Annotated in this window: 18 protein-coding genes; 5 read left to right on the plus strand and 13 right to left on the minus strand. The window is 71.1% G+C overall.

Going from position 1 to position 17,739, the window contains the following annotated elements:
* Positions 1–56: 56 nt before the first annotated feature.
* The gene (locus ACZ66Z_RS30905; protein ID WP_189807150.1) at positions 57–212 is read right to left on the minus strand and encodes a hypothetical protein; all 156 of its coding nucleotides are present in this window, start codon (positions 210–212) and stop codon (positions 57–59) included.
* 128 nt (positions 213–340) lie between these two features.
* On the opposite strand from ACZ66Z_RS30905, the gene ACZ66Z_RS30910 reads away from it, so the two are divergent.
* Positions 341–1,183, plus strand: coding sequence for an SCO4651 family lipoprotein (locus tag ACZ66Z_RS30910; RefSeq protein WP_469938762.1), 843 nt, complete (start codon positions 341–343; stop codon positions 1,181–1,183).
* 118 nt (positions 1,184–1,301) lie between these two features.
* Positions 1,302–1,487 carry a hypothetical protein gene (locus tag ACZ66Z_RS30915; RefSeq protein ID WP_469938764.1) on the plus strand — a complete coding sequence of 62 codons (186 nt, stop codon included), beginning with the start codon at positions 1,302–1,304 and terminating at the stop codon, positions 1,485–1,487.
* A gap of 24 nt (positions 1,488–1,511) precedes the next feature.
* Here ACZ66Z_RS30915 and ACZ66Z_RS30920 read toward each other — a convergent pair whose 3' ends face one another.
* Positions 1,512–1,877, minus strand: a complete 366-nt coding sequence (locus ACZ66Z_RS30920; protein ID WP_469938766.1) for a metal-sensitive transcriptional regulator — start codon at positions 1,875–1,877, stop codon at positions 1,512–1,514.
* 193 nt (positions 1,878–2,070) lie between these two features.
* Between ACZ66Z_RS30920 and ACZ66Z_RS30925 the strand changes: the two genes are divergently transcribed.
* Both ACZ66Z_RS30925 and ACZ66Z_RS30930 read left to right on the plus strand, forming a co-directional pair.
* The gene (locus ACZ66Z_RS30925; RefSeq protein WP_041130381.1) at positions 2,071–2,691 is read left to right on the plus strand and encodes a DUF47 domain-containing protein; all 621 of its coding nucleotides are present in this window, start codon (positions 2,071–2,073) and stop codon (positions 2,689–2,691) included.
* 5 nt (positions 2,692–2,696) lie between these two features.
* Positions 2,697–3,695 carry an inorganic phosphate transporter gene (locus ACZ66Z_RS30930; RefSeq protein ID WP_469938768.1) on the plus strand — a complete coding sequence of 333 codons (999 nt, stop codon included), beginning with the start codon at positions 2,697–2,699 and terminating at the stop codon, positions 3,693–3,695.
* Between the two features lie 95 nt (positions 3,696–3,790).
* Here the strand turns inward: ACZ66Z_RS30930 and pstB are convergent, their stop codons facing one another.
* The 11 genes from pstB to mshD form a co-directional block, all read right to left on the minus strand.
* Positions 3,791–4,567, minus strand: coding sequence for a phosphate ABC transporter ATP-binding protein PstB (pstB, locus tag ACZ66Z_RS30935; protein ID WP_469938769.1), 777 nt, complete (start codon positions 4,565–4,567; stop codon positions 3,791–3,793).
* Positions 4,568–4,591: 24 nt separating this feature from the next.
* On the minus strand, positions 4,592–5,665 hold the full coding sequence (pstA, locus tag ACZ66Z_RS30940) for a phosphate ABC transporter permease PstA (RefSeq protein WP_469938771.1): 1,074 nt from the start codon (positions 5,663–5,665) through the stop codon (positions 4,592–4,594).
* Positions 5,662–6,636, minus strand: coding sequence for a phosphate ABC transporter permease subunit PstC (pstC, locus tag ACZ66Z_RS30945; protein ID WP_469938773.1), 975 nt, complete (start codon positions 6,634–6,636; stop codon positions 5,662–5,664). Before pstC ends, pstA begins: the two co-directional genes overlap by 4 nt.
* 123 nt (positions 6,637–6,759) lie before the next feature.
* The gene (gene pstS, locus ACZ66Z_RS30950; RefSeq protein ID WP_469938775.1) at positions 6,760–7,905 is read right to left on the minus strand and encodes a phosphate ABC transporter substrate-binding protein PstS; all 1,146 of its coding nucleotides are present in this window, start codon (positions 7,903–7,905) and stop codon (positions 6,760–6,762) included.
* Positions 7,906–8,550: 645 nt separating this feature from the next.
* Complete coding sequence (locus ACZ66Z_RS30955) at positions 8,551–8,964, minus strand: NUDIX hydrolase (protein WP_469938776.1); 414 nt, start codon at positions 8,962–8,964, stop codon at positions 8,551–8,553.
* Positions 8,961–9,953, minus strand: a complete 993-nt coding sequence (locus ACZ66Z_RS30960; protein WP_469938778.1) for a CHAD domain-containing protein — start codon at positions 9,951–9,953, stop codon at positions 8,961–8,963. The genes ACZ66Z_RS30955 and ACZ66Z_RS30960 overlap by 4 nt, the downstream gene beginning before the upstream one ends.
* On the minus strand, positions 9,940–12,207 hold the full coding sequence (locus tag ACZ66Z_RS30965; protein ID WP_469938780.1) for an RNA degradosome polyphosphate kinase: 2,268 nt from the start codon (positions 12,205–12,207) through the stop codon (positions 9,940–9,942). The genes ACZ66Z_RS30960 and ACZ66Z_RS30965 overlap by 14 nt, the downstream gene beginning before the upstream one ends.
* 210 nt (positions 12,208–12,417) lie before the next feature.
* A complete protein-coding gene (locus ACZ66Z_RS30970) occupies positions 12,418–13,410 on the minus strand; it encodes an ABC transporter permease (RefSeq protein WP_469938782.1) in 993 nt (330 codons plus the stop codon).
* Positions 13,407–14,246 (minus strand): ATP-binding cassette domain-containing protein, encoded by an 840-nt coding sequence (locus tag ACZ66Z_RS30975; protein ID WP_469938784.1) that lies wholly within the window; start codon positions 14,244–14,246, stop codon positions 13,407–13,409. Before ACZ66Z_RS30975 ends, ACZ66Z_RS30970 begins: the two co-directional genes overlap by 4 nt.
* The gene (locus tag ACZ66Z_RS30980; protein WP_030693659.1) at positions 14,243–14,626 is read right to left on the minus strand and encodes a GntR family transcriptional regulator; all 384 of its coding nucleotides are present in this window, start codon (positions 14,624–14,626) and stop codon (positions 14,243–14,245) included. The genes ACZ66Z_RS30975 and ACZ66Z_RS30980 overlap by 4 nt, the downstream gene beginning before the upstream one ends.
* Positions 14,627–14,715: 89 nt before the next feature.
* Positions 14,716–15,642, minus strand: a complete 927-nt coding sequence (mshD, locus tag ACZ66Z_RS30985; RefSeq protein ID WP_469938786.1) for a mycothiol synthase — start codon at positions 15,640–15,642, stop codon at positions 14,716–14,718.
* Positions 15,643–15,794: 152 nt separating this feature from the next.
* Between mshD and ACZ66Z_RS30990 the strand changes: the two genes are divergently transcribed.
* Entirely contained in the window at positions 15,795–17,627 is a 1,833-nt protein-coding gene (locus ACZ66Z_RS30990) for a bifunctional metallophosphatase/5'-nucleotidase (protein WP_469938787.1), read from the plus strand.
* Positions 17,628–17,739: the final 112 nt, after the last annotated feature.

Genomic DNA, 17,739 nt, shown 5'->3' on the forward strand with positions numbered 1-17,739 from the left:
CCTTCGGGCGACGGCGGGAAGGTGACGACAGTCCCCAGGGCCGATCCGGGGCGGCCCTAGGAGCCGTTCGTGCGCAGGTGTTCGGCCGCGTCCGTACGGGCCTTGTCGCGGGATCTGCGGGCCGGGCCCGTCCAGCCGCAGCTGCACCGTGCCAGCGCGAACGAGCCGCGCTCCGTCGTCGTGGTGGTGTGGGAGGAAGCCTGCGCGTGCACCCCACCACCGTACTGCGCGTGACGGCACGCCCCGACCGTCGTTATGCGGATCGGGTGTCCCCGGGGCCCGCGGGCCCCGGGGAGGCGGTGCCGGGCAAACAGCGGTGAGGCGTTGGGGGTTGGCGGCGATGGTGGTGCAGCGGTACGGGCGTCCGCGGGGCTTCGGGGGCGGGGCGTTCGCCGCCGCCGTCCTGGTCGGCTCCCTCGTCGGGACCGCGGCGGTCACGGGCTGCGCCGCCCCCGGGGACCCGGAGGCGATGGCCGCCGACCCCGCCCTCGTCGTGCGGAACGCCGCCGACGCCCTGGCGAGGGCCGGCACCTCCAAGGCGAGCACCTCCATGGAGATGGCCGCCGGCGGGACCCGGGTCACCATCCGGGGCGAGGGCGGCTACGACTTCCGGCGCCGCACCGGGCGGCTCCAGGTGCTGCTGCCGAAGGACCCGGCGGGGGCGAGCGAGCACCGGCCGATCACCGAGCTCCTCACCCCCGGCGCGCTCTACATGAAGAACCGGGGCGCCGGGGTGCCCGCCGACAAGTGGGTCCGCGTCGACACCGCCGCCCTCGACGACGGGAACCTCGTCACCAACGGCGCCACCGATCCGGCCGTCGCGGCGGAGCTGCTGCGGGGCGCCCGCGAGGTCACGTACCTCGGCGAGATCGATCTGGCAGGGGTGAAAGTCGGCCACTACCGGGGCGTCGCCGACATCGCGCACGCCGCCCGGGCCGCCTCGCCGCAGCTGCGCGGGGCGCTCGCCGCGGCGGCGAAAGGGTTCGCCGAGGACGCGGTGCCCTTCGACGCGTACCTCGACGGCGAGGGGCGGCTGCGGAAGGTGCGCCACCAGTTCAGCTTCAGCAACCAGGGCCGGACGGTCGCGGTCGCCTCGACGACGCTGCTGTACGGCTTCGGGGCCCCCGTCGAGGTGAAGCTGCCGGACCGCCGGGACATCTACGCCGGGAAGATCGAGGCCTGAACCGGCCCCGCGACGGCACGGACCATCGGCAAATGGTCCAGACGTGTCATGCGCCGTGCGCCCCGCCGTACCTACGCTGGGAGACCGCTGGGAGACCGACGCCGGCAGGAAGAGGTGGATGCGCGTGGCCCCGCCCGGTACAGCAACCGTGCCCGCAGACCCGGACTGCGTCGCCCTCGCGGAGATCGAGCTCTGCGGCGAGCTGATCATCGCGGCGTCGGCCGCGGACGGGGAGCGGCTCAGCGACGACCGGATCGACGAGGTGCTGCGGGTGGAGGCGGAGCGGGCCGCGGAGGAGCTCTGACGGCACGGTCCCGCTCCGCCCGCCTCAGGTGCGCATCATGCGGGCGATGGCCTTCGTGGCCTCCTCGACCTTCTCGTCGATGCCCGAGCCGGTGGCCGCCGCGTCCGCGACGCAGTGCCGCAGGTGCTCCTCCAGGAGCTGGAGGGCGAAGGACTGGAGCGCCTTCGTCGAGGCCGAGACCTGCGTGAGTATGTCGATGCAGTAGACGTCCTCGTCGACCATCCGCTGGAGACCGCGGATCTGGCCCTCGATCCGGCGCAGCCGCTTGAGGTGCTCGTCCTTCTGCTTGTGGTAGCCGTGCACGCCGTGGTCGTGCCCGTGCGCGTGGTCGGCCGGCTCGACGGCCCCGACGGCCTCGGGGGTGACCTGGTCCGCCTCGGTGGTCGTCATCGCGTCCTCCCGTTGTCCAGAAAAGGGGGTGTATACCCCTCGTGGGTATATGGTACCGATCCTCGCCGATCCGGGCGGGGGTCCGTGCAGTTCACTGTGCCCGATGGGCGACACTGAGAGACGCCGGTTAGCCGTGGCCGGATGATGCGCCTAGCATCAGCCTGACCGAAACCCAGCACCCCGAGGACCTCACGTGCGATTTCGTCTGACCCCCAGGGAGACGAGCTTCTACGACATGTTCGCCGCGTCCGCGGACAACATCGTCACGGGCTCCAAGCTCCTGATGGAACTGCTCGGAGCGGAGCCTTCCGCCCGGGCCGAGATCGCGGAGCGGATGCGGGCAGCGGAGCACGCCGGTGACGACGCCACCCACGCGATCTTCCACCAGCTGAACTCCTCCTTCATCACACCCTTCGACCGCGAGGACATCTACTCCCTCGCTTCGTCCCTCGACGACATCATGGACTTCATGGAAGAGGCCGTCGACCTGGTCGTCCTCTACAACATCGAAGAGCTCCCCAAGGGTGTCGAGCAGCAGATCGAGGTCCTGGCCCGGGCGGCGGAGCTGACCGCCGAGGCCATGCCGAACCTGCGGACGATGTCGAACCTCACCGAGTACTGGATCGAGGTCAACCGCCTCGAGAACCAGGCGGACCAGATCCACCGCAAGCTGCTCGCCCACCTCTTCAACGGCAAGTACGACGCCATCGAGGTGCTGAAGCTCAAGCAGGTCGTGGACGTACTGGAGGAGGCGGCCGACGCCTTCGAGCACGTGGCCAACACGGTGGAGACCATCGCGGTCAAGGAGTCCTGAGCTTCGTGGACACCTTCGCTCTGATCGTGACCATCGGTGTCGCGCTCGGCTTCACGTATACGAACGGCTTCCACGACTCCGCCAACGCCATCGCCACCTCGGTGTCGACCCGGGCGCTGACCCCCCGGGCGGCGCTGGCGATGGCGGCGGTCATGAACCTCGCGGGCGCCTTCCTCGGCAGCGGCGTCGCGCACACCGTCAGCAAGGGCCTGATCGAGACGCCGACGGGCAACTCGGGGATGGGCATCCTCTTCGCCGCGCTGCTCGGCGCGATCGTCTGGAACCTGGTCACCTGGTACTTCGGTCTTCCCTCGTCCTCCTCGCACGCGCTCTTCGGCGGCATGGTGGGCGCGGCGCTCGCGGGTGGCACGGAGGTCATCTGGTCGGGCGTCCTCGAGAAGGTCGTCATCCCGATGTTCCTCTCGCCGACCGTCGGCCTCATCGCCGGTTACCTGGTGATGACCGCGATCCTGTGGATGTTCCGCAAGTCCAATCCGCACAAGGCCAAGCGCGGCTTCCGCATCGCGCAGACCGTCTCGGCGGCCGGCATGGCGCTGGGCCACGGCCTCCAGGACGCGCAGAAGACGATGGGCATCGTGGTGATGGCCCTGGTCATCGGAGACGTGCAGAGCGCGGACGCGCCGATCCCGGTGTGGGTGAAGTTCGCCTGCGCGGTGATGCTCTCGCTCGGTACGTACGCGGGCGGCTGGCGGATCATGCGGACCCTCGGTCGCAAGATCATCGAGCTGGACCCGCCGCAGGGCTTCGCCGCGGAGACGACGGGCGCGTCGATCATGTTCGTCACCGCCTTCCTCTTCAAGGCGCCGATCTCCACGACCCACGTCATCACCTCGGCGATCATGGGCGTGGGCGCGACCAAGCGGGTCAACGCGGTCCGCTGGGGCGTCGCCAAGAACATCGTCATGGGCTGGTTCATCACGATGCCGGCGGCGGCACTGGTCGCCGCCGTGAGCTACTACGTCGTGCAGCTGGTCTTCGGGTAGTTGCTTCCGTACGGAAATGGGCCCGGCTCCCCCTGTGGGGGAGCCGGGCCCTTCGTCTTGCGGTGGCACCGCCATGCAGCACCACAAGACGGGTCTTAGCCGAAGCGGCCGGAGATGTAGTCCTCGGTCGCCTGGACGCTCGGGTTGGAGAAGATGCGCTCGGTGTCGTCCAGCTCGATCAGCTTGCCGGGCTGGCCGACGGCCGCCAGGTTGAAGAAGGCCGTACGGTCCGAGACGCGGGCGGCCTGCTGCATGTTGTGCGTCACGATGACGATCGTGAAGCGCTCCTTCAGCTCGCCGATGAGGTCCTCGATGGCGAGGGTGGAGATCGGGTCGAGCGCCGAGCAGGGCTCGTCCATCAGCAGGACGTCCGGCTCGACCGCGATCGCGCGGGCGATGCACAGACGCTGCTGCTGGCCGCCGGAGAGGCCGGAGCCCGGCTTGTTGAGGCGGTCCTTGACCTCGTTCCAGAGGTTGGCGCCCTTGAGGGAGCGCTCGACGATGTCGGCGAGCTGGGACTTCTTGTAGGTGCCGTTGAGGCGCAGGCCCGCCGCCACGTTGTCGAAGATCGACATGGTGGGGAAGGGGTTCGGGCGCTGGAAGACCATGCCGACCGTGCGGCGCACGGCGACCGGGTCGACGTTCGTCCCGTACAGGTTCTCGTCGTCCAGCATCACCTTGCCCTCGACGCGACCGCCGGGGGTGACCTCGTGCATGCGGTTCAGGGTGCGCAGGAAGGTGGACTTGCCGCAGCCGGACGGGCCGATGAAGGCCGTCACGGAGCGGGGCTCGACGGTCATCGAGATGTCGTCGATCGCCTTGTGGGCGCCGTAGTAGGCGGAGAGGCCGCTGACGTCGATTCGCTTGGCCATATCAATCACTTCCAGTGTGCCGCGTCAGCGGCCGGTCTTGGGGGCCTTCCAGCGGGCGATGCCGCGGGCCACCAGGTTGAGGATCATGACGAAGGCGATCAGGACGAGCGCGGCGGCCCAGGCGCGGGCCACGGCGGCGTCGGTGCCGACCGCGTACTGCTCGTACACGTAGAGCGGCAGGGAGGACTGGGCGCCTTCGAAGGGGTTCGGGTTGATGAGCTTCGTGCCGAACACGAGGAGCAGGACCGGGGCCGTCTCACCGGTGATGCGGGCGACCGCGAGCATGACGCCCGTGGTGATGCCGCCGATCGCGGTGGGCAGGACCACCTTCAGGATGGTGCGCCACTTGGGGATGCCGAGGGCGAGGGAGGCCTCGCGGAGCTCGTTCGGGACGAGCTTGAGCATCTCCTCGGTGGAGCGGACCACGACCGGCATCATCAGGATGGCGAGGGCCATCGCGCCGGCGAAACCGGAGGGGCCGAAGCCCAGGATCAGGTTCCAGGTGGCGAGGACGAAGAGGCCGGCGACGATCGACGGGATGCCCGTCATGACGTCGACGAAGAAGGTGACGGCCTTGGCGAGCTTCCCGTTGCCGTACTCGACGAGGTAGACGGCGGTGAGGAGGCCGATCGGCGCGGCGATCAGGGTCGCGATGCCGACCTGCTCGATGGTGCCGAGCAGCGCGTGGTAGACGCCGCCGCCGGCCTCGGCGTCGAGGACGCCGTTCATCGAGTGGGTCAGGAAGTAGCCGTCGAGGACCTGCACGCCCTTGCTGATCGTGACCCAGGCGAGGGAGAGCAGCGGCACGACGGCGAGGACGAAGCTCACCCAGATCAGGCTGGTGGCGACGCGGTCCCTGGCCTGGCGGCTGCCCTCGACCTTGGTGGTCACGGCGAAGGTGACGACGACGAAGAGCAGCGCGGCGATCAGGCCCCACTGGACCTTGCTGTGCCAGCCGGCGCCGAGGCCGATGCCGATGCCTCCGGCGATCGAGGCCGCGGCGACGGCGGCCGGGGTCCAGCGGGGGAGCCGGGCGTGGGAGAGCGACCCGCGGCGCGGGGCGGTCGAGACCGGACGGTCCTGTATGGCGTGGCTCATGCCGCGGCCCCCGAGTACTCCTTGCGGCGGCCGATGATCCAGCGGGCGGCGCCGTTGACCAGCAGGGTGATGACGAAGAGGACGAGACCGGAGGCGATCAGGGCGTCCCGGCCGTATGCGTTGGCCTCGTTGAACTTGGCGGCGATGTTCTGCGCGAAGGTGCCGCCGCCCGGGTCGAGCAGGTGGCCCGAGAGCACGAAGCTGGGGGAGAGGACGACGGCGACGGCCATCGTCTCGCCGAGGGCGCGGCCGAGGCCCAGCATGGAGGCGGAGATGATGCCGGAGCGGCCGAAGGGCAGCACCGACATGCGGATGACCTCCCAGCGCGTGGCGCCGAGGGCGAGGGCGGCTTCCTCGTGCATCCGCGGGACCTGGAGGAAGACCTCACGGGTCACGTTGGTGATGATCGGAAGGATCATGATCGCCAGCAGGATGCCCACGGTGAAGAGGTTGCGGGCGACGCCGTCGCTGGACTTGTCGAAGACGTACGTCCAGCCGAAGTACTGGTCGAGCCACTTGTTGAGGCCGTCCAGGTACGGGACGAGGAAGATCGCGCCCCAGAGGCCGTAGATGATGCTGGGCACGGCGGCGAGCAGGTCCACGACGTACGCGAGCGGCTTGGCCAGCTTGCGCGGCGCGTAGTGCGAGATGAAGAGGGCGATCCCGATCGCGACCGGCACGGCGATGAGCATCGCGATGACCGAGGAGACGACCGTGCCGAAGGCGAGGACGGCGATGCCGAAGACCGGCGGGTTTCCGGCCGGGTTCCACTCGAAGGTGGTGAAGAAGTTGGTGCTGTCGTCCGAGATGGCGAGGACGGCACGGTAGGTCAGGAAGACCGCGATCGCGGCCATGATCACGAGGAGGGTGATGCCGGAACCTCGGGACAGGCCGCTGAAGATGCGGTCCCCGGGGCGGGTCGCGCTCTTGGCGCGCCGGCTCCCTTGTATGTCAGGTGTGGTGGTAGCCATCGGTTTTCTCCGGTCTGCGGGTCCCGTACGTCCCCTGCGGGGGTACGGGGGCCCTGGCGGCGGTGCACCGGATGCCGGGGGCGGCCCCTCCACGGGAGGTGAGGGGCCGCCCCCGGCCGGGGGTCAGGACAGGGTGGGGACGATCGCGCGGACCTTGGCCGCGATCTCGGCCGGGAGCGGGGCGTAGCCGGCGTCGGCGAGGACCTTCTGGCCCTCCTCGCTGGCGGTGTAGGTGAGGAACGCCTTCAGGGTCGGCAGGGTCTCCGCCTTGTTGCCCTTGTCGCAGGCGATCTCGTACGTGACGAGGGTCAGCGGGTAGGCGCCCTCGGCCTTGGTGGTGTAGTCGAGGGAGAGGGCCAGGTCGCTGCCGGTGCCCTTGACCTTGGCGGCGGCGATGGCCTTCGAGGCGTTCTCCGTGCTGGCGGCGACCGGGGCGGAGGCGCCGGTGTTGATGCTGACCGTGGAGATCTTGTTGGCCGTGGCATAGGAGAGCTCGAAGTAGCCGATGGAGCCCTCGGCGTCCTTGACCGCGGTGGCGACGCCGGAGGAGCCGTTGGCGGCCTGGCCGCCCGGGGCGGGCCACGACTTCGTCTTCGGGTCGTACTTCCAGGCGTCCTTCGCGGTGGCCGAGAGGTACTTGCCCAGGTTCTGGGTGGTGCCCGACTCGTCCGAGCGGTGGAAGGCCTGGATGGTGGTGTCGGGGAGCTTCGCGCCCGGGTTCAGCTTGGCGATCGCCGGGTCGTTCCACTTGGTGATCTTCGTGTCGAAGATCTTGGCCAGGGTGGGGGCGTCCAGGACGAGGTTGTCCACGCCGTCCAGCTTGTAGCCGATGGCGATGGGGCCGCCGACCATCGGCAGGTTGACGCCCTTGCCGCCCTTGCAGATCTTCTGCGACTCGGCGACCTCTTCGTCCTTGAGGGCGGAGTCGGAGCCGGCGAAGGTGACCTGGCCCTGGTTGAACTTGGTGATGCCGCCGCCGGAGCCGATGGCCTGGTAGTTGACCTCGACGCCGGAGCACGCGGCCTGGAAGTTCTTGACCCACAGGTCCATGGCGTTCTTCTGCGCGCTGGAGCCGGCGGCGAGGAGCTGGCCCTTGGCACCGTCGCACGCGATGTTCGACGCGGCGGCGGAGGAGGACTTGGTGCCGCCGTCCTTGGTCGGGGTGTCCGTGTTGTTGTCCGAGCCACACGCCGAGAGGACGAGCGCACCGGAGACGACGAGGGCACCGATCGCGGAGGCGCGAAGCCCGTTCTTGCGCGAAAGCTTCACTTTCGGGTGTTCCTTCCAGAAGCCGCCTTGTCGCGGACCGTGATGTCCTGACCGTTCTACGGCGGCGTGTGTCGGTTGGTCGGTGCGTCCTTGTGCTCCTTGCACCGTGTAAGGCCGAAATTAGGCAGAACAGGTGAAGCGGTCGACGGGGGAGGGTGAACGGAAAGTGAACCGTGCCGGAAGCGCGGGTGCGGGGCCCTTGGGCGGGCGGCGGCCTTGGCTCCGGTGACGGGCGGTCGTTCCGCCGGGGCGGTGGCGCCCTCGTGCGCCGTTGCGGGCGGTGCCCCTGTGGTGGGCGGTGCCCACCCTGCTGCGGGCCGCACCCGCCGGGGCGGCGCTCCCGCCTACCCCGTTGTGGGCAACTGTTCCGCTGGGGCGAAGGGGGCCCCCTGCTCGAGCGAAGCCGAGAGCTTGGGGGAGGGTGGGCGCAACGGAACGGCGCCCCTGCCGGCGCCCGAGGCTCCCGCGCCCTGACCCGCACCCTGTTGCGCGCCGCGCTGTCGGTGCGGGTCCGGGCGCGGAACGCGGAGGCGCCGCCAGGGGCGCCGTCCCGTGTGCCCACCCGTCCCGCCCTGCGGGACGATTGCCCACACGGGGGGGGCCGGGGCGCCGCCCCGCAGGGTGTGGCCCGCACGGGGGACGGGGTCAGAGGGGGGTTGTGGTGAGGGCTGTGGCCAGGAGGGCGCGGTCCCTCGGTTGGGTGAGGCGGTGGTGGGCCGCCGAGGGCGGGAGCCAGAGGAGGGCGTCGATCTCCTTCGTCGGGACGAAGCCGCCGTCCAGGGCGCGGGCCGACCAGTACACGACCTCCTTGGGCCGGCCGTCCACCGTGTAGCGGACCGTCGGCAGGCGGGGGCCGAGCTCGCAGCGGCGGCCCGTCTCCTCCAGGACCTCCCGCATCGCGCACGCCTCCGCGGTCTCGCCGCGTTTCCGCTTGCCCTTCGGGTGCGACCAGTCGTCCCACTTCGGCCGGTGGACGAGGGCGATCTCGATGCCGTGGCCGGAAATCGCCGGGCGCCACAGGACGCAGCCCGCCGCCAGGATGGGTTCGAGGGTGCTCATGGGACCGGGGCCGTCGTTCTGCGCCAGGCGCGCTGGAAGGCGAAGCGCGCGGCCTCGACCTCGTGGCGCTGGTCGGCGTGGAGGACGCCCAGGGCGTAGGCGGTCGCCGGGGCGATGCGCGGGGTGCGGGCGGCGGTGGCGGCGGCCGTCGCGGCCTCGGCGGCGTCGCGGTGCCGGTCGAGGGCGCGGGCGGCCTCGTACAGGACGGAGTCCGGTTCGCCGCCGGTGTGCAGGGCCTCGGTGGCGTACCGGTGCAGGCGCAGCAGGAGCCGGGTCTGGTGCCAGGGCGCGTCCTGGCTCTCACCGGCGGCGAGGGCGAGGGCGTCCGCGTTGTACGGGTGCGCCGCCCGGGAGAGGGGGAGCGCGGCGACCGCGTCGAGGAGGCGGCGTTCGGCGAGCTCGGCCGGGCCGTCGAGGACCTCGACGGCGGGGGCCTCGCCGACGGGCCCGAGCGGCACCTCGGAGGCGAGCAGGGCGACGGCGTCGGCGATCGCGTGGAAGCGGGCGGACCCGAGCGCCTGGAGGGAGGCGGAGTGGGCGCGCGTACGGGCCAGGGTCAGCTGGCGTTCGAGGAGCGCGCCGGCCCGGGCGGCGCCGACCGTGAGGCCGGCGCCCTCCGCGCCCCGGGCCGCCGGCACCGGCCCGCTGCCGTGCGACAGGCGGGACAGCGCGTCCACCAGCCGGACGAGCCGGGAGGTGCAGGCCTGCTCCAGGGCCAGCGTGCCGGAGAGCCAGGCGAGCTCGGTGCGCAGCTGGTCGGCCCAGGCCGTGTCGAGCAGCGGCCGGAAGGTGTGGAGGGTGCCGCCGATCCGGCGGGCCGCGCCCCGCAGCGTACGGACGGCCTCCTCCGCTCCGGCCGTGTCGGAGCCGCTCTCGGTGTGCAGGCGCAGGCCGCGGAGGAAGTCCGCGGCCCGCGCGTGCAGGTAGGGGGCCAGGACCTCGCCGGCCGTGACGTCCCGGCCGTGGTCAGAGTGGTCAGGGTTGTGCACGCCGGCGCCTCCGCGCGTCGATGAGCATCTCCTGGACGTGCCGCAGGGGCCGGCCCTCGGGATCGGTCGCGTGCCGCGTCCAGTTCCCGTCGGGGCCGAGGTGCCAGGAGGAGGTGGTGTCGGACATCCCGGTCTCCAGGAGCCGGGTGAGCGCCGCCCGGTGCGCCGGGTCGGAGACCCGCACGAGGGCCTCGATCCGGCGGTCCAGGTTGCGGTGCATCATGTCGGCGCTGCCGAGCCAGACCTCGGGTTCGCCGCCGTTGCCGAAGGCGAAGACCCGGGAGTGCTCCAGGAAGCGGCCGAGGATCGAGCGGACCCGGATGTTCTCCGAGAGGCCGGTGACGCCGGGGCGCACGGCGCAGATGCCGCGGACCCAGATGTCGACGGGGACGCCGGCCCGGGAGGCCTGGTAGCAGGCGTCGACGACGGCCTCGTCGACCATCGAGTTGACCTTGATCCGTACGTACGCGGGCCGCCCGGCGCGGTGGTGCGCGATCTCCTTGGTGATCCGGGAGACCAGCCCGTCCCGGAGGGACTTGGGGGCGGTGAGCAGGCGGCGGTACGTCTCGCGGCGGGAGTAGCCGGAGAGCCGGTTGAACAGGTCGGAGAGGTCGGCGCCGACCTGCGGGTCGGCGGTGAGCAGGCCCAGGTCCTCGTAGAGCCGGGCCGTCTTCGGGTGGTAGTTGCCGGTGCCGACGTGCGAGTAGCGGCGGAGCAGCTCGCCCTCCTGCCGTACGACCAGCGACAGCTTGCAGTGGGTCTTCAGGCCGACGAGGCCGTAGACGACGTGGCAGCCGGCCTCCTCCAGCTTGCGCGCCCACTTGATGTTGGCCTGTTCGTCGAAGCGGGCCTTGATCTCGACGAGGACGAGGACCTGCTTGCCGGACTCGGCGGCGTCGATGAGGGCGTCCACTATCGGGGAGTCGCCGGAGGTCCGGTACAGCGTCTGCTTGATCGCGAGGACGTCCGGGTCGGCGGCGGCCTGCTCCAGGAAGGCCTGCACGGACGTGGAGAAGGAGTCGTACGGGTGGTGCAGGAGCACGTCCCGTTCGCGCAGCGCGGCGAAGACGTCGGGCGCGGACGCGGACTCGACCTCGGCGAGGTCCCGGTGGGTGCCGGCGACGAACTTCGGGTACTTCAGCTCCGGCCGGTCCTGTCCGGCGATCCCGAAGAGGCCGGTGAGGTCGAGCGGGCCGGGCAGCGGATAGACCTCGGCGTCGGAGACCTTCAGCTCGCGCACCAGCAGGTCGAGGACGTACGGGTCGATGGACTCCTCGACCTCCAGGCGCACCGGGGGCCCGAAGCGGCGCCGCATGAGCTCCTTCTCCAGGGCCATGAGCAGGTTCTCGGTGTCGTCCTCCTCGACCTCCAGGTCCTCGTTCCTGGTCACCCGGAACATGTGGTGCGCGAGCACCTCCATGCCGGGGAACAGCTCCTCCAGGTGCGCGGCGATGACGTCCTCCAGGGGGACGTACCGCTGCGGGGAGGCCTCCAGGAAGCGGGTGAGCAGCGGCGGCACCTTCACGCGCGCGAAGTGGCGGTGGCCGCTGACCGGGTTGCGCACGACCACGGCGAGGTTGAGGCTGAGGCCGGAGATGTACGGGAAGGGGTGGGCCGGGTCCACGGCCAGCGGGGTGAGGACCGGGAAGATCTGCTGCCGGAAGAGGGTGAAGAGCCGCGCCTGCTCCTTCTCCGTGAGCTCGGGCCAGCGGATCAGGTGGATGCCCTCGTCGGCGAGGGCCGGGGCCACGTCCTGCTGGTAGCAGGCGGCGTGCCGGGCCATGAGCTCGCGCGAGCGGGTCCAGATGAGGTCGAGGACCTCGCGGGGCTGGAGGCCGGAGGCGGAGCGGGTGGCGACGCCGGTGGCGATGCGGCGCTTCAGTCCCGCGACGCGGACCATGAAGAACTCGTCGAGGTTCGAGGCGAAGATCGCGAGGAAGTTCGCCCGTTCGAGGAGGGGGGTCGTCGGGTCCTCGGCGAGTTCGAGGACGCGCTCGTTGAAGGCGAGCCAGCTGCGTTCCCGGTCGAGGAAACGCCCCTGCGGCAGGTCGTCGCCGAGCGCGCCGTCGTCCTCGTACGTGTCGGGATCGGCGTCCAGGTCGGGATCGATGTCGGTCACGACGGCCCCGTTCACCACGTGCGCGCGGTGCGCCGTTATGGAACCGAGGGACGGCGCGGTGGACGACGTCTCGGAGGACAGGACGGACGGCGTGGCGGAGGGCTGGACCGGGACCTCGGCGGGCTGCTGGCTCATGGCCCCATTCTTCCGCGCGAAGGGGTGGGCGGGCGCGTCGGAGCGGGCCGTGGGGGAGGGAAGTCTCCCCTTGGGGAGAGCGGTCACGGAGCGCTTCATTGCGTGAGCGTCGCAAGCGCGTCTGAATGGCCGGTAACGACGACATGTCGTACGGGAATCGGGGGCGGGGCCCTTGTCGGCCCCGCCCCCCTCTTCGTCTACGCGTGTCCTCTACGGGCGCCCTCCGGGTCGGTGCCACGGGTGCTGGGCGCGCAGCACCCGGAAGGCGACGAGGGCGACGAGGGCGGCGAGGGCGAGGCAGATGCCGGTCTCGACGAGCTGGAGGGGCCAGTAGTGCGAGGCGGGGTGGACGTCGAGGAACCCGGTGACCCCGCCGCGGTCGGTCATGCACCGCTCGACGGTGTCCGGCTGGGCGGCGAGGCAGTCCTTCCAGAGGATGCGCTCACCGGATGCCGTGAGCATGCCCCGGTCCAGTGGCCAGGCGTGGCCTTCGGCCGACAGTCCGGTGCCGGTCAGGGTACGGGCCGGCCAGAGGTCGTCGCGCAGTCGGGAGAGGGCCGCCAGGGCCGCCCCGATGGCGAGGGCAGCGACCCCCATCGCGACGACGGTGCGCCGGGCGAGGACGCCGGCGGCCGTGCCCAGGGCGAGGCCCAGGAGGGCGTGCGCCACCGGCACGGTGCCGAACGAGACGAACATGGTCGGCTCGTACCAGTAGGTGGGGAAGTCGTCGGCGGGGCCCGTCGACCAGGACCAGTGGAAGACCAGGCTCAGCAGGGAGACGACCGCGACCGTGAGTGCGGCGGGGACCGAGACCTTGGCGGCGAGCCAACGCGCCGGGCTGACGGACTGGGTCCACGCCAGCCGGTACGTGCCGGACTCCAGCTCACGGGCGAGCATCGGGCCCGCGACGAAGGCGCCGAGCAGCACGGGCAGGACGAGCATGCCCAGGGCGGCGTACTCGACGAGATGCCGGGCGAACCACCGGTCGTTGACGTAGACGGTCTGGGCCTGGAAGCAGGAGTCGTCCAGGCCGTCGGCGGTGCAGCCCGCCGCCCGCAGCGTGTCCACCGCGCCGTCCGACCACAGCCGTGAGGCGACCAGGACCGTCACCGCGACGGCCGCGAGGGCGAGCGACCACCACAGCGCCCGCCGGTGCTGACGGGACGTCACCCAGTACGGGCCCCTGAGGGCGAGGGCGCTCATGCGGAGGCTCCTTCGGTGGTGCGGAGGTGGGCGAGGAGGAGTTCCTCCAGAGAGGGTTCGGTGGCCACCCACGGGCCTTCGACGGGGCCCTCGCGGCGGACGAGGGCGGTGAGCTGACGGCCCGTCGTGCGGGACTCGACGACGGTGTGCGGGGCGAGGTCGGCGACCGGGCCGGTCAGCAGGGTGTGCGCGGCGAGCAGGCCGTCGATCGCGCCGTCGAGGCGGATGCGGCCGTCCTGCACGAGGATCAGGTGGTCGCAGGCGTTCTCGAGCTCGGTGAGGATGTGCGAGGACATGACGACGGTCGTGCCGCGCTCGGCGGCGTCGGCCAGGAGGACACCCATGAGTTCGTGCCGGGCGAGGGGGTCGAGGTCCGCCATCGGCTCGTCCAGGAGGAGCAGTTCGGGCCGCTTGCCGAGGGCGAGGGCGAGCGCGAGACGGGTGCGCTGCCCGCCGGAGAGGGAGCGGACCCGGGCGTTCGCGGGCAGGGAGCCGGCCGCGACGATGCTCTCGGCGACGGGCGGGTCCCAGCGGTCCGGATTGAGCTCGCGGCCCATTCTCAGGGTCTCGGCGACGGTGAGCTGCCCGTACAGGGGTTTGTCCTGGGCGACGTACGCGAGGCGGTCCCTCGCGGGGGCCGTGATCCGGCCCTCCGTGGGGCGCAGCAGGCCAGCGGTCAGGCCGAGGAGGGTCGACTTCCCCGCCCCGTTGGGGCCGACGACGGCGGCGACGCGGCCGGCGGGCAGGGCTAAGGTGCAGTCCTTCAGTGCCCAGGCCCTGCCGCGTCGTCGGTAGCGCAGGCCGAGGCCCTCGGCCTCGATGACCGGGTCGGTCATTCGTCCCCCTCGAAATGTTCCTTCAGTACGGATGTGAAGAGCGCGGCCACGTCCTCCCGCTCCAGTCCGGCCGCGCGTGCCCGGCGGGCCCAGTCGGTGAGTTCGCCGCGCAGGGGCGAGTCGGCGGGGCCGGTGCCGAGGGTGGCGCGGACGAAGGTGCCGAGGCCGCGGCGGGCCTCGACGAGGCCTTCGCGTTCGAGCTCGCGGTAGGCCTTGAGGACCGTGTTGGGATTGATGGCCGTCGCTTCGACGACCTCGCGTGCGGTGGGCAGCCGGTCGCCGGGTTCCAGGAGGCCCATCCGGAGGGCCTGCTTCGTCTGTTGGACGATCTGGAGGTAGGTGGCGACGCCACTGCGCCGGTCGATGCGGTACTCGACCACGATCTCGTGCACCACCCTTTCGCTAATCAAGTAGTGAAAGGGTGGTGCAAAGAAGGGGGCGGTGTCAACCGCCCCCTTCCCGGAGGGACTTAGGACTCCGTGCGGTACATCAGGTCCACCTCGTGCGTCGTGAACCCGATCCCCTCGTAGACCCGCACCGCCGCCTTGTTGTCCGCGTCCACGTATAGCATCGCCGTCGGCAGCCCCTGCGCCGCCAGGTGCCGCAGGCCGATCGCGGTCAGCGCCTTGCCGAGGCCGCCGCCCTGGGCGTCCGGCAGGATGCCGACCACGTACACCTCGCCGAGCTGCTCCTCGGCGTGCGTCTTCGTCCAGTGGAAGCCGACCAGCCGGCCGTCCTTCTCCGCGAGGAAGAAGCCCTTCGGGTCGAACCACGGCTCGGCCATCCGGTCGTCCAGGTCCCGCTGGGTGAGCGAGCCCTGCTCCGGGTGGTGGGCGAAGGCGGTGGCGTTGACGGCGAGCCAGGCCGCGTCGTCCTGCCCGGGCGTGAAGGTGCGGACGGTGACGCCCTCGGGCAGCACCGGCTCCGGGATGTCGAGCGGCACCAGGGGGCGGCGCAGCTGGCGCAGCTCGCGGAAGAGCGTCAGGCCGAGGACCTGGGCGAGGTGCCGGGCCGCCGACTTGCCGCCGTGCGCCCAGACGCGCAGCCGCTTGCCGGAGGCGTTGAGCAGTTCGGTGCCGAGGGCCCGGCCGTGGCCGCGGCCCCGGTGGGAGGGGTGGACGACCAGTTCGGCGGCCGGGGCCTCGATCGGGTCGGTCTCCTCCAGCTGGGCGTAGCCGTAGAGGCGGGGGCCGACGGTGAGGAGGAAGTGACGCACGCCCTCCCGCCTGCCGTGGCGCAGGTAGAGCCGTCCCTGCTCGGACACGGCGTGCATGCCGTCGGCCTGGTCGGCGGCCTCGAGCAGCTCCAGTACGTCCTGGATCTGCTCGGGCGTGAGCTCGTCATACGTGTGGATCTGCCGTCCCGGTTCGAGGGCCGGCGCCGTGTCGGAAGTCATGGCTACGAGCCTACGGCGACACTTCGTCAGCCAAGGGCAACTGTCTTGTAACCCACTCCCCCCTGTTGCGCTACGCGCGTTGACTCTAGGCTGCACGCGCAACGGGGGAGCAGATCAACGCCGCGAAACGGGGCAAGGGGCCTAGGGGAGAGATGGCAGCGACACAGAGGAAGAACAAGACCGTACGGCGAATTCTCGCCGCCGGCGCGGGGATCGCGACCGTCGGGGCGCTCGTCGCCACGATGCCGTCGGCCGGGGCGGCCGGGGACCCGTCCGCCGCGGGGCCGGGGACGAACGGCAAGGGATGGGGCCGGATGGTCGACGTCCAGCTGCTGTCCTTCAACGACCTGCACGGCAACCTGGAGCCGCCGGCCGGTTCGTCCGGGCAGGTCACCCGGACCAAGCCGGACGGGACGACGGAGAAGGTCGACGCCGGTGGTGTGGAGTACATGGCCACGCACCTGCGCCAGGCCCGTCAGGGGAACCGTTACTCCATCACGGCCGCGGCCGGCGACATGATCGGCGCCTCGCCGCTGCTGTCCGGTCTCTTCCACGACGAGCCGACGATCGAGGCCCTGAACAAGCTGGACCTGGACGTCACCTCGGTCGGCAACCACGAGTTCGACGAGGGCGCGCGCGAGCTGGCCCGGATGCAGAACGGCGGCTGTCACCCGACCGCCGGCTGTTTCGTCGACGGCAAGCGGTTCCAGGGCGCCGACTTCCCGTACCTCACGGCGAACGTGACGGTGGAGAAGACCGGCAGGCCGCTGCTCGACCCGTACTACATCTGGGAGAAGGACGGCGTCAGGATCGGTTTCATCGGCGTGACCCTGGAGGGCACCCCGAACGTCGTCACCGCCGAGGGCGTCAAGGGCCTGAAGTTCGGCGACGAGGTCGAGACGATCAACAAGTACACGAAGATCCTGGAGCGCAAGGGCGTCAAGTCCATCGTCGCCCTGGTCCACGAGGGCGGCATGCCGGCCTCGCAGTCCGTGAACTACGACTGCGACGGTGACGGCGACGGTGACGGCGAGGGCGTGTCCGGCGCGATCGTCGACATCGCCAAGAACGTCTCGCCGCAGGTCGACGCGCTGGTCACCGGCCACACGCACCAGGCGTACGTGTGCAGCATCCCGGACCCGTCCGGCAAGCCGCGTCTGGTCACCTCGGCCTCCTCGTTCGGCAAGCTGTACACCGACACGACGCTGACGTACGACCGCGCCACCAAGGACATCGTGCGCACGGCGGTCGCCTCCGCCAACCACGTCGTCTCGCGCGACGTGCCGAAGGCCGCGGACATGACGAAGCTGATCGAGGACTGGCGCACGCTCGCCGCCCCGGTCGCGAACCGTCCGCAGGGCTTCATCGCCGCCGACATCAACGGCCGCGGCTCCACGGCGTACGAGAAGCCGCTCGGCGACCTGATCGCCGACGCGCAGCTGGAGGGCCTGGCCCCGGCGGACAAGGGCGGCGCGCAGCTGGCCCTGATGAACCCGGGCGGCATCCGCTCCGACCTCGTCTACAAGGCGTCCGGCGCCGAGGGCGACGGGGTGGTGACGTACGGCGAGTCCTTCACCGTGCAGCCCTTCACCAACATGATGAACGTGGTCGACCTGTCCGGCGCGAACCTGATCACCGCGCTGAAGCAGCAGGTCAGCGGTTCGAACCTGAACTCGATCAAGATCCTCCAGGTCTCGAAGGGCCTCACCTACACGCTCGACATGACGAAGACGGGCGCGGACCGCGTCGTCGACGGCACGATCAGGCTGAACGGCGAGGCGATCGACCCGGCGAAGACCTACCGCGTCGCGATGAACGAGTTCCTCGCGGGCGGCGGCGACGGCTTCGGCGCCCTGGCCACCGGCACGAACAAGCTGGTCGGCGCCTCGGACCTGGACGTCTTCAACGCCTACCTGGCGGGCCACTCCTCGGCGGCGGCCCCGCTGCAGGTGCCGGCCGCGAACCGGATCACGGTCGTGCAGTAACCGTCCCGGCGTGAGGGGTGGTGTCCGCTTCGGCGGGCGCCGCCCCTTTCTCGTTCCGCTCACGGACCGCCCCTTTCTCGTTCCGCTCACGGACCGCCCTTCGGCGCCGTGA

This window comes from Streptomyces sp. NPDC107498 (assembly GCF_055582805.1).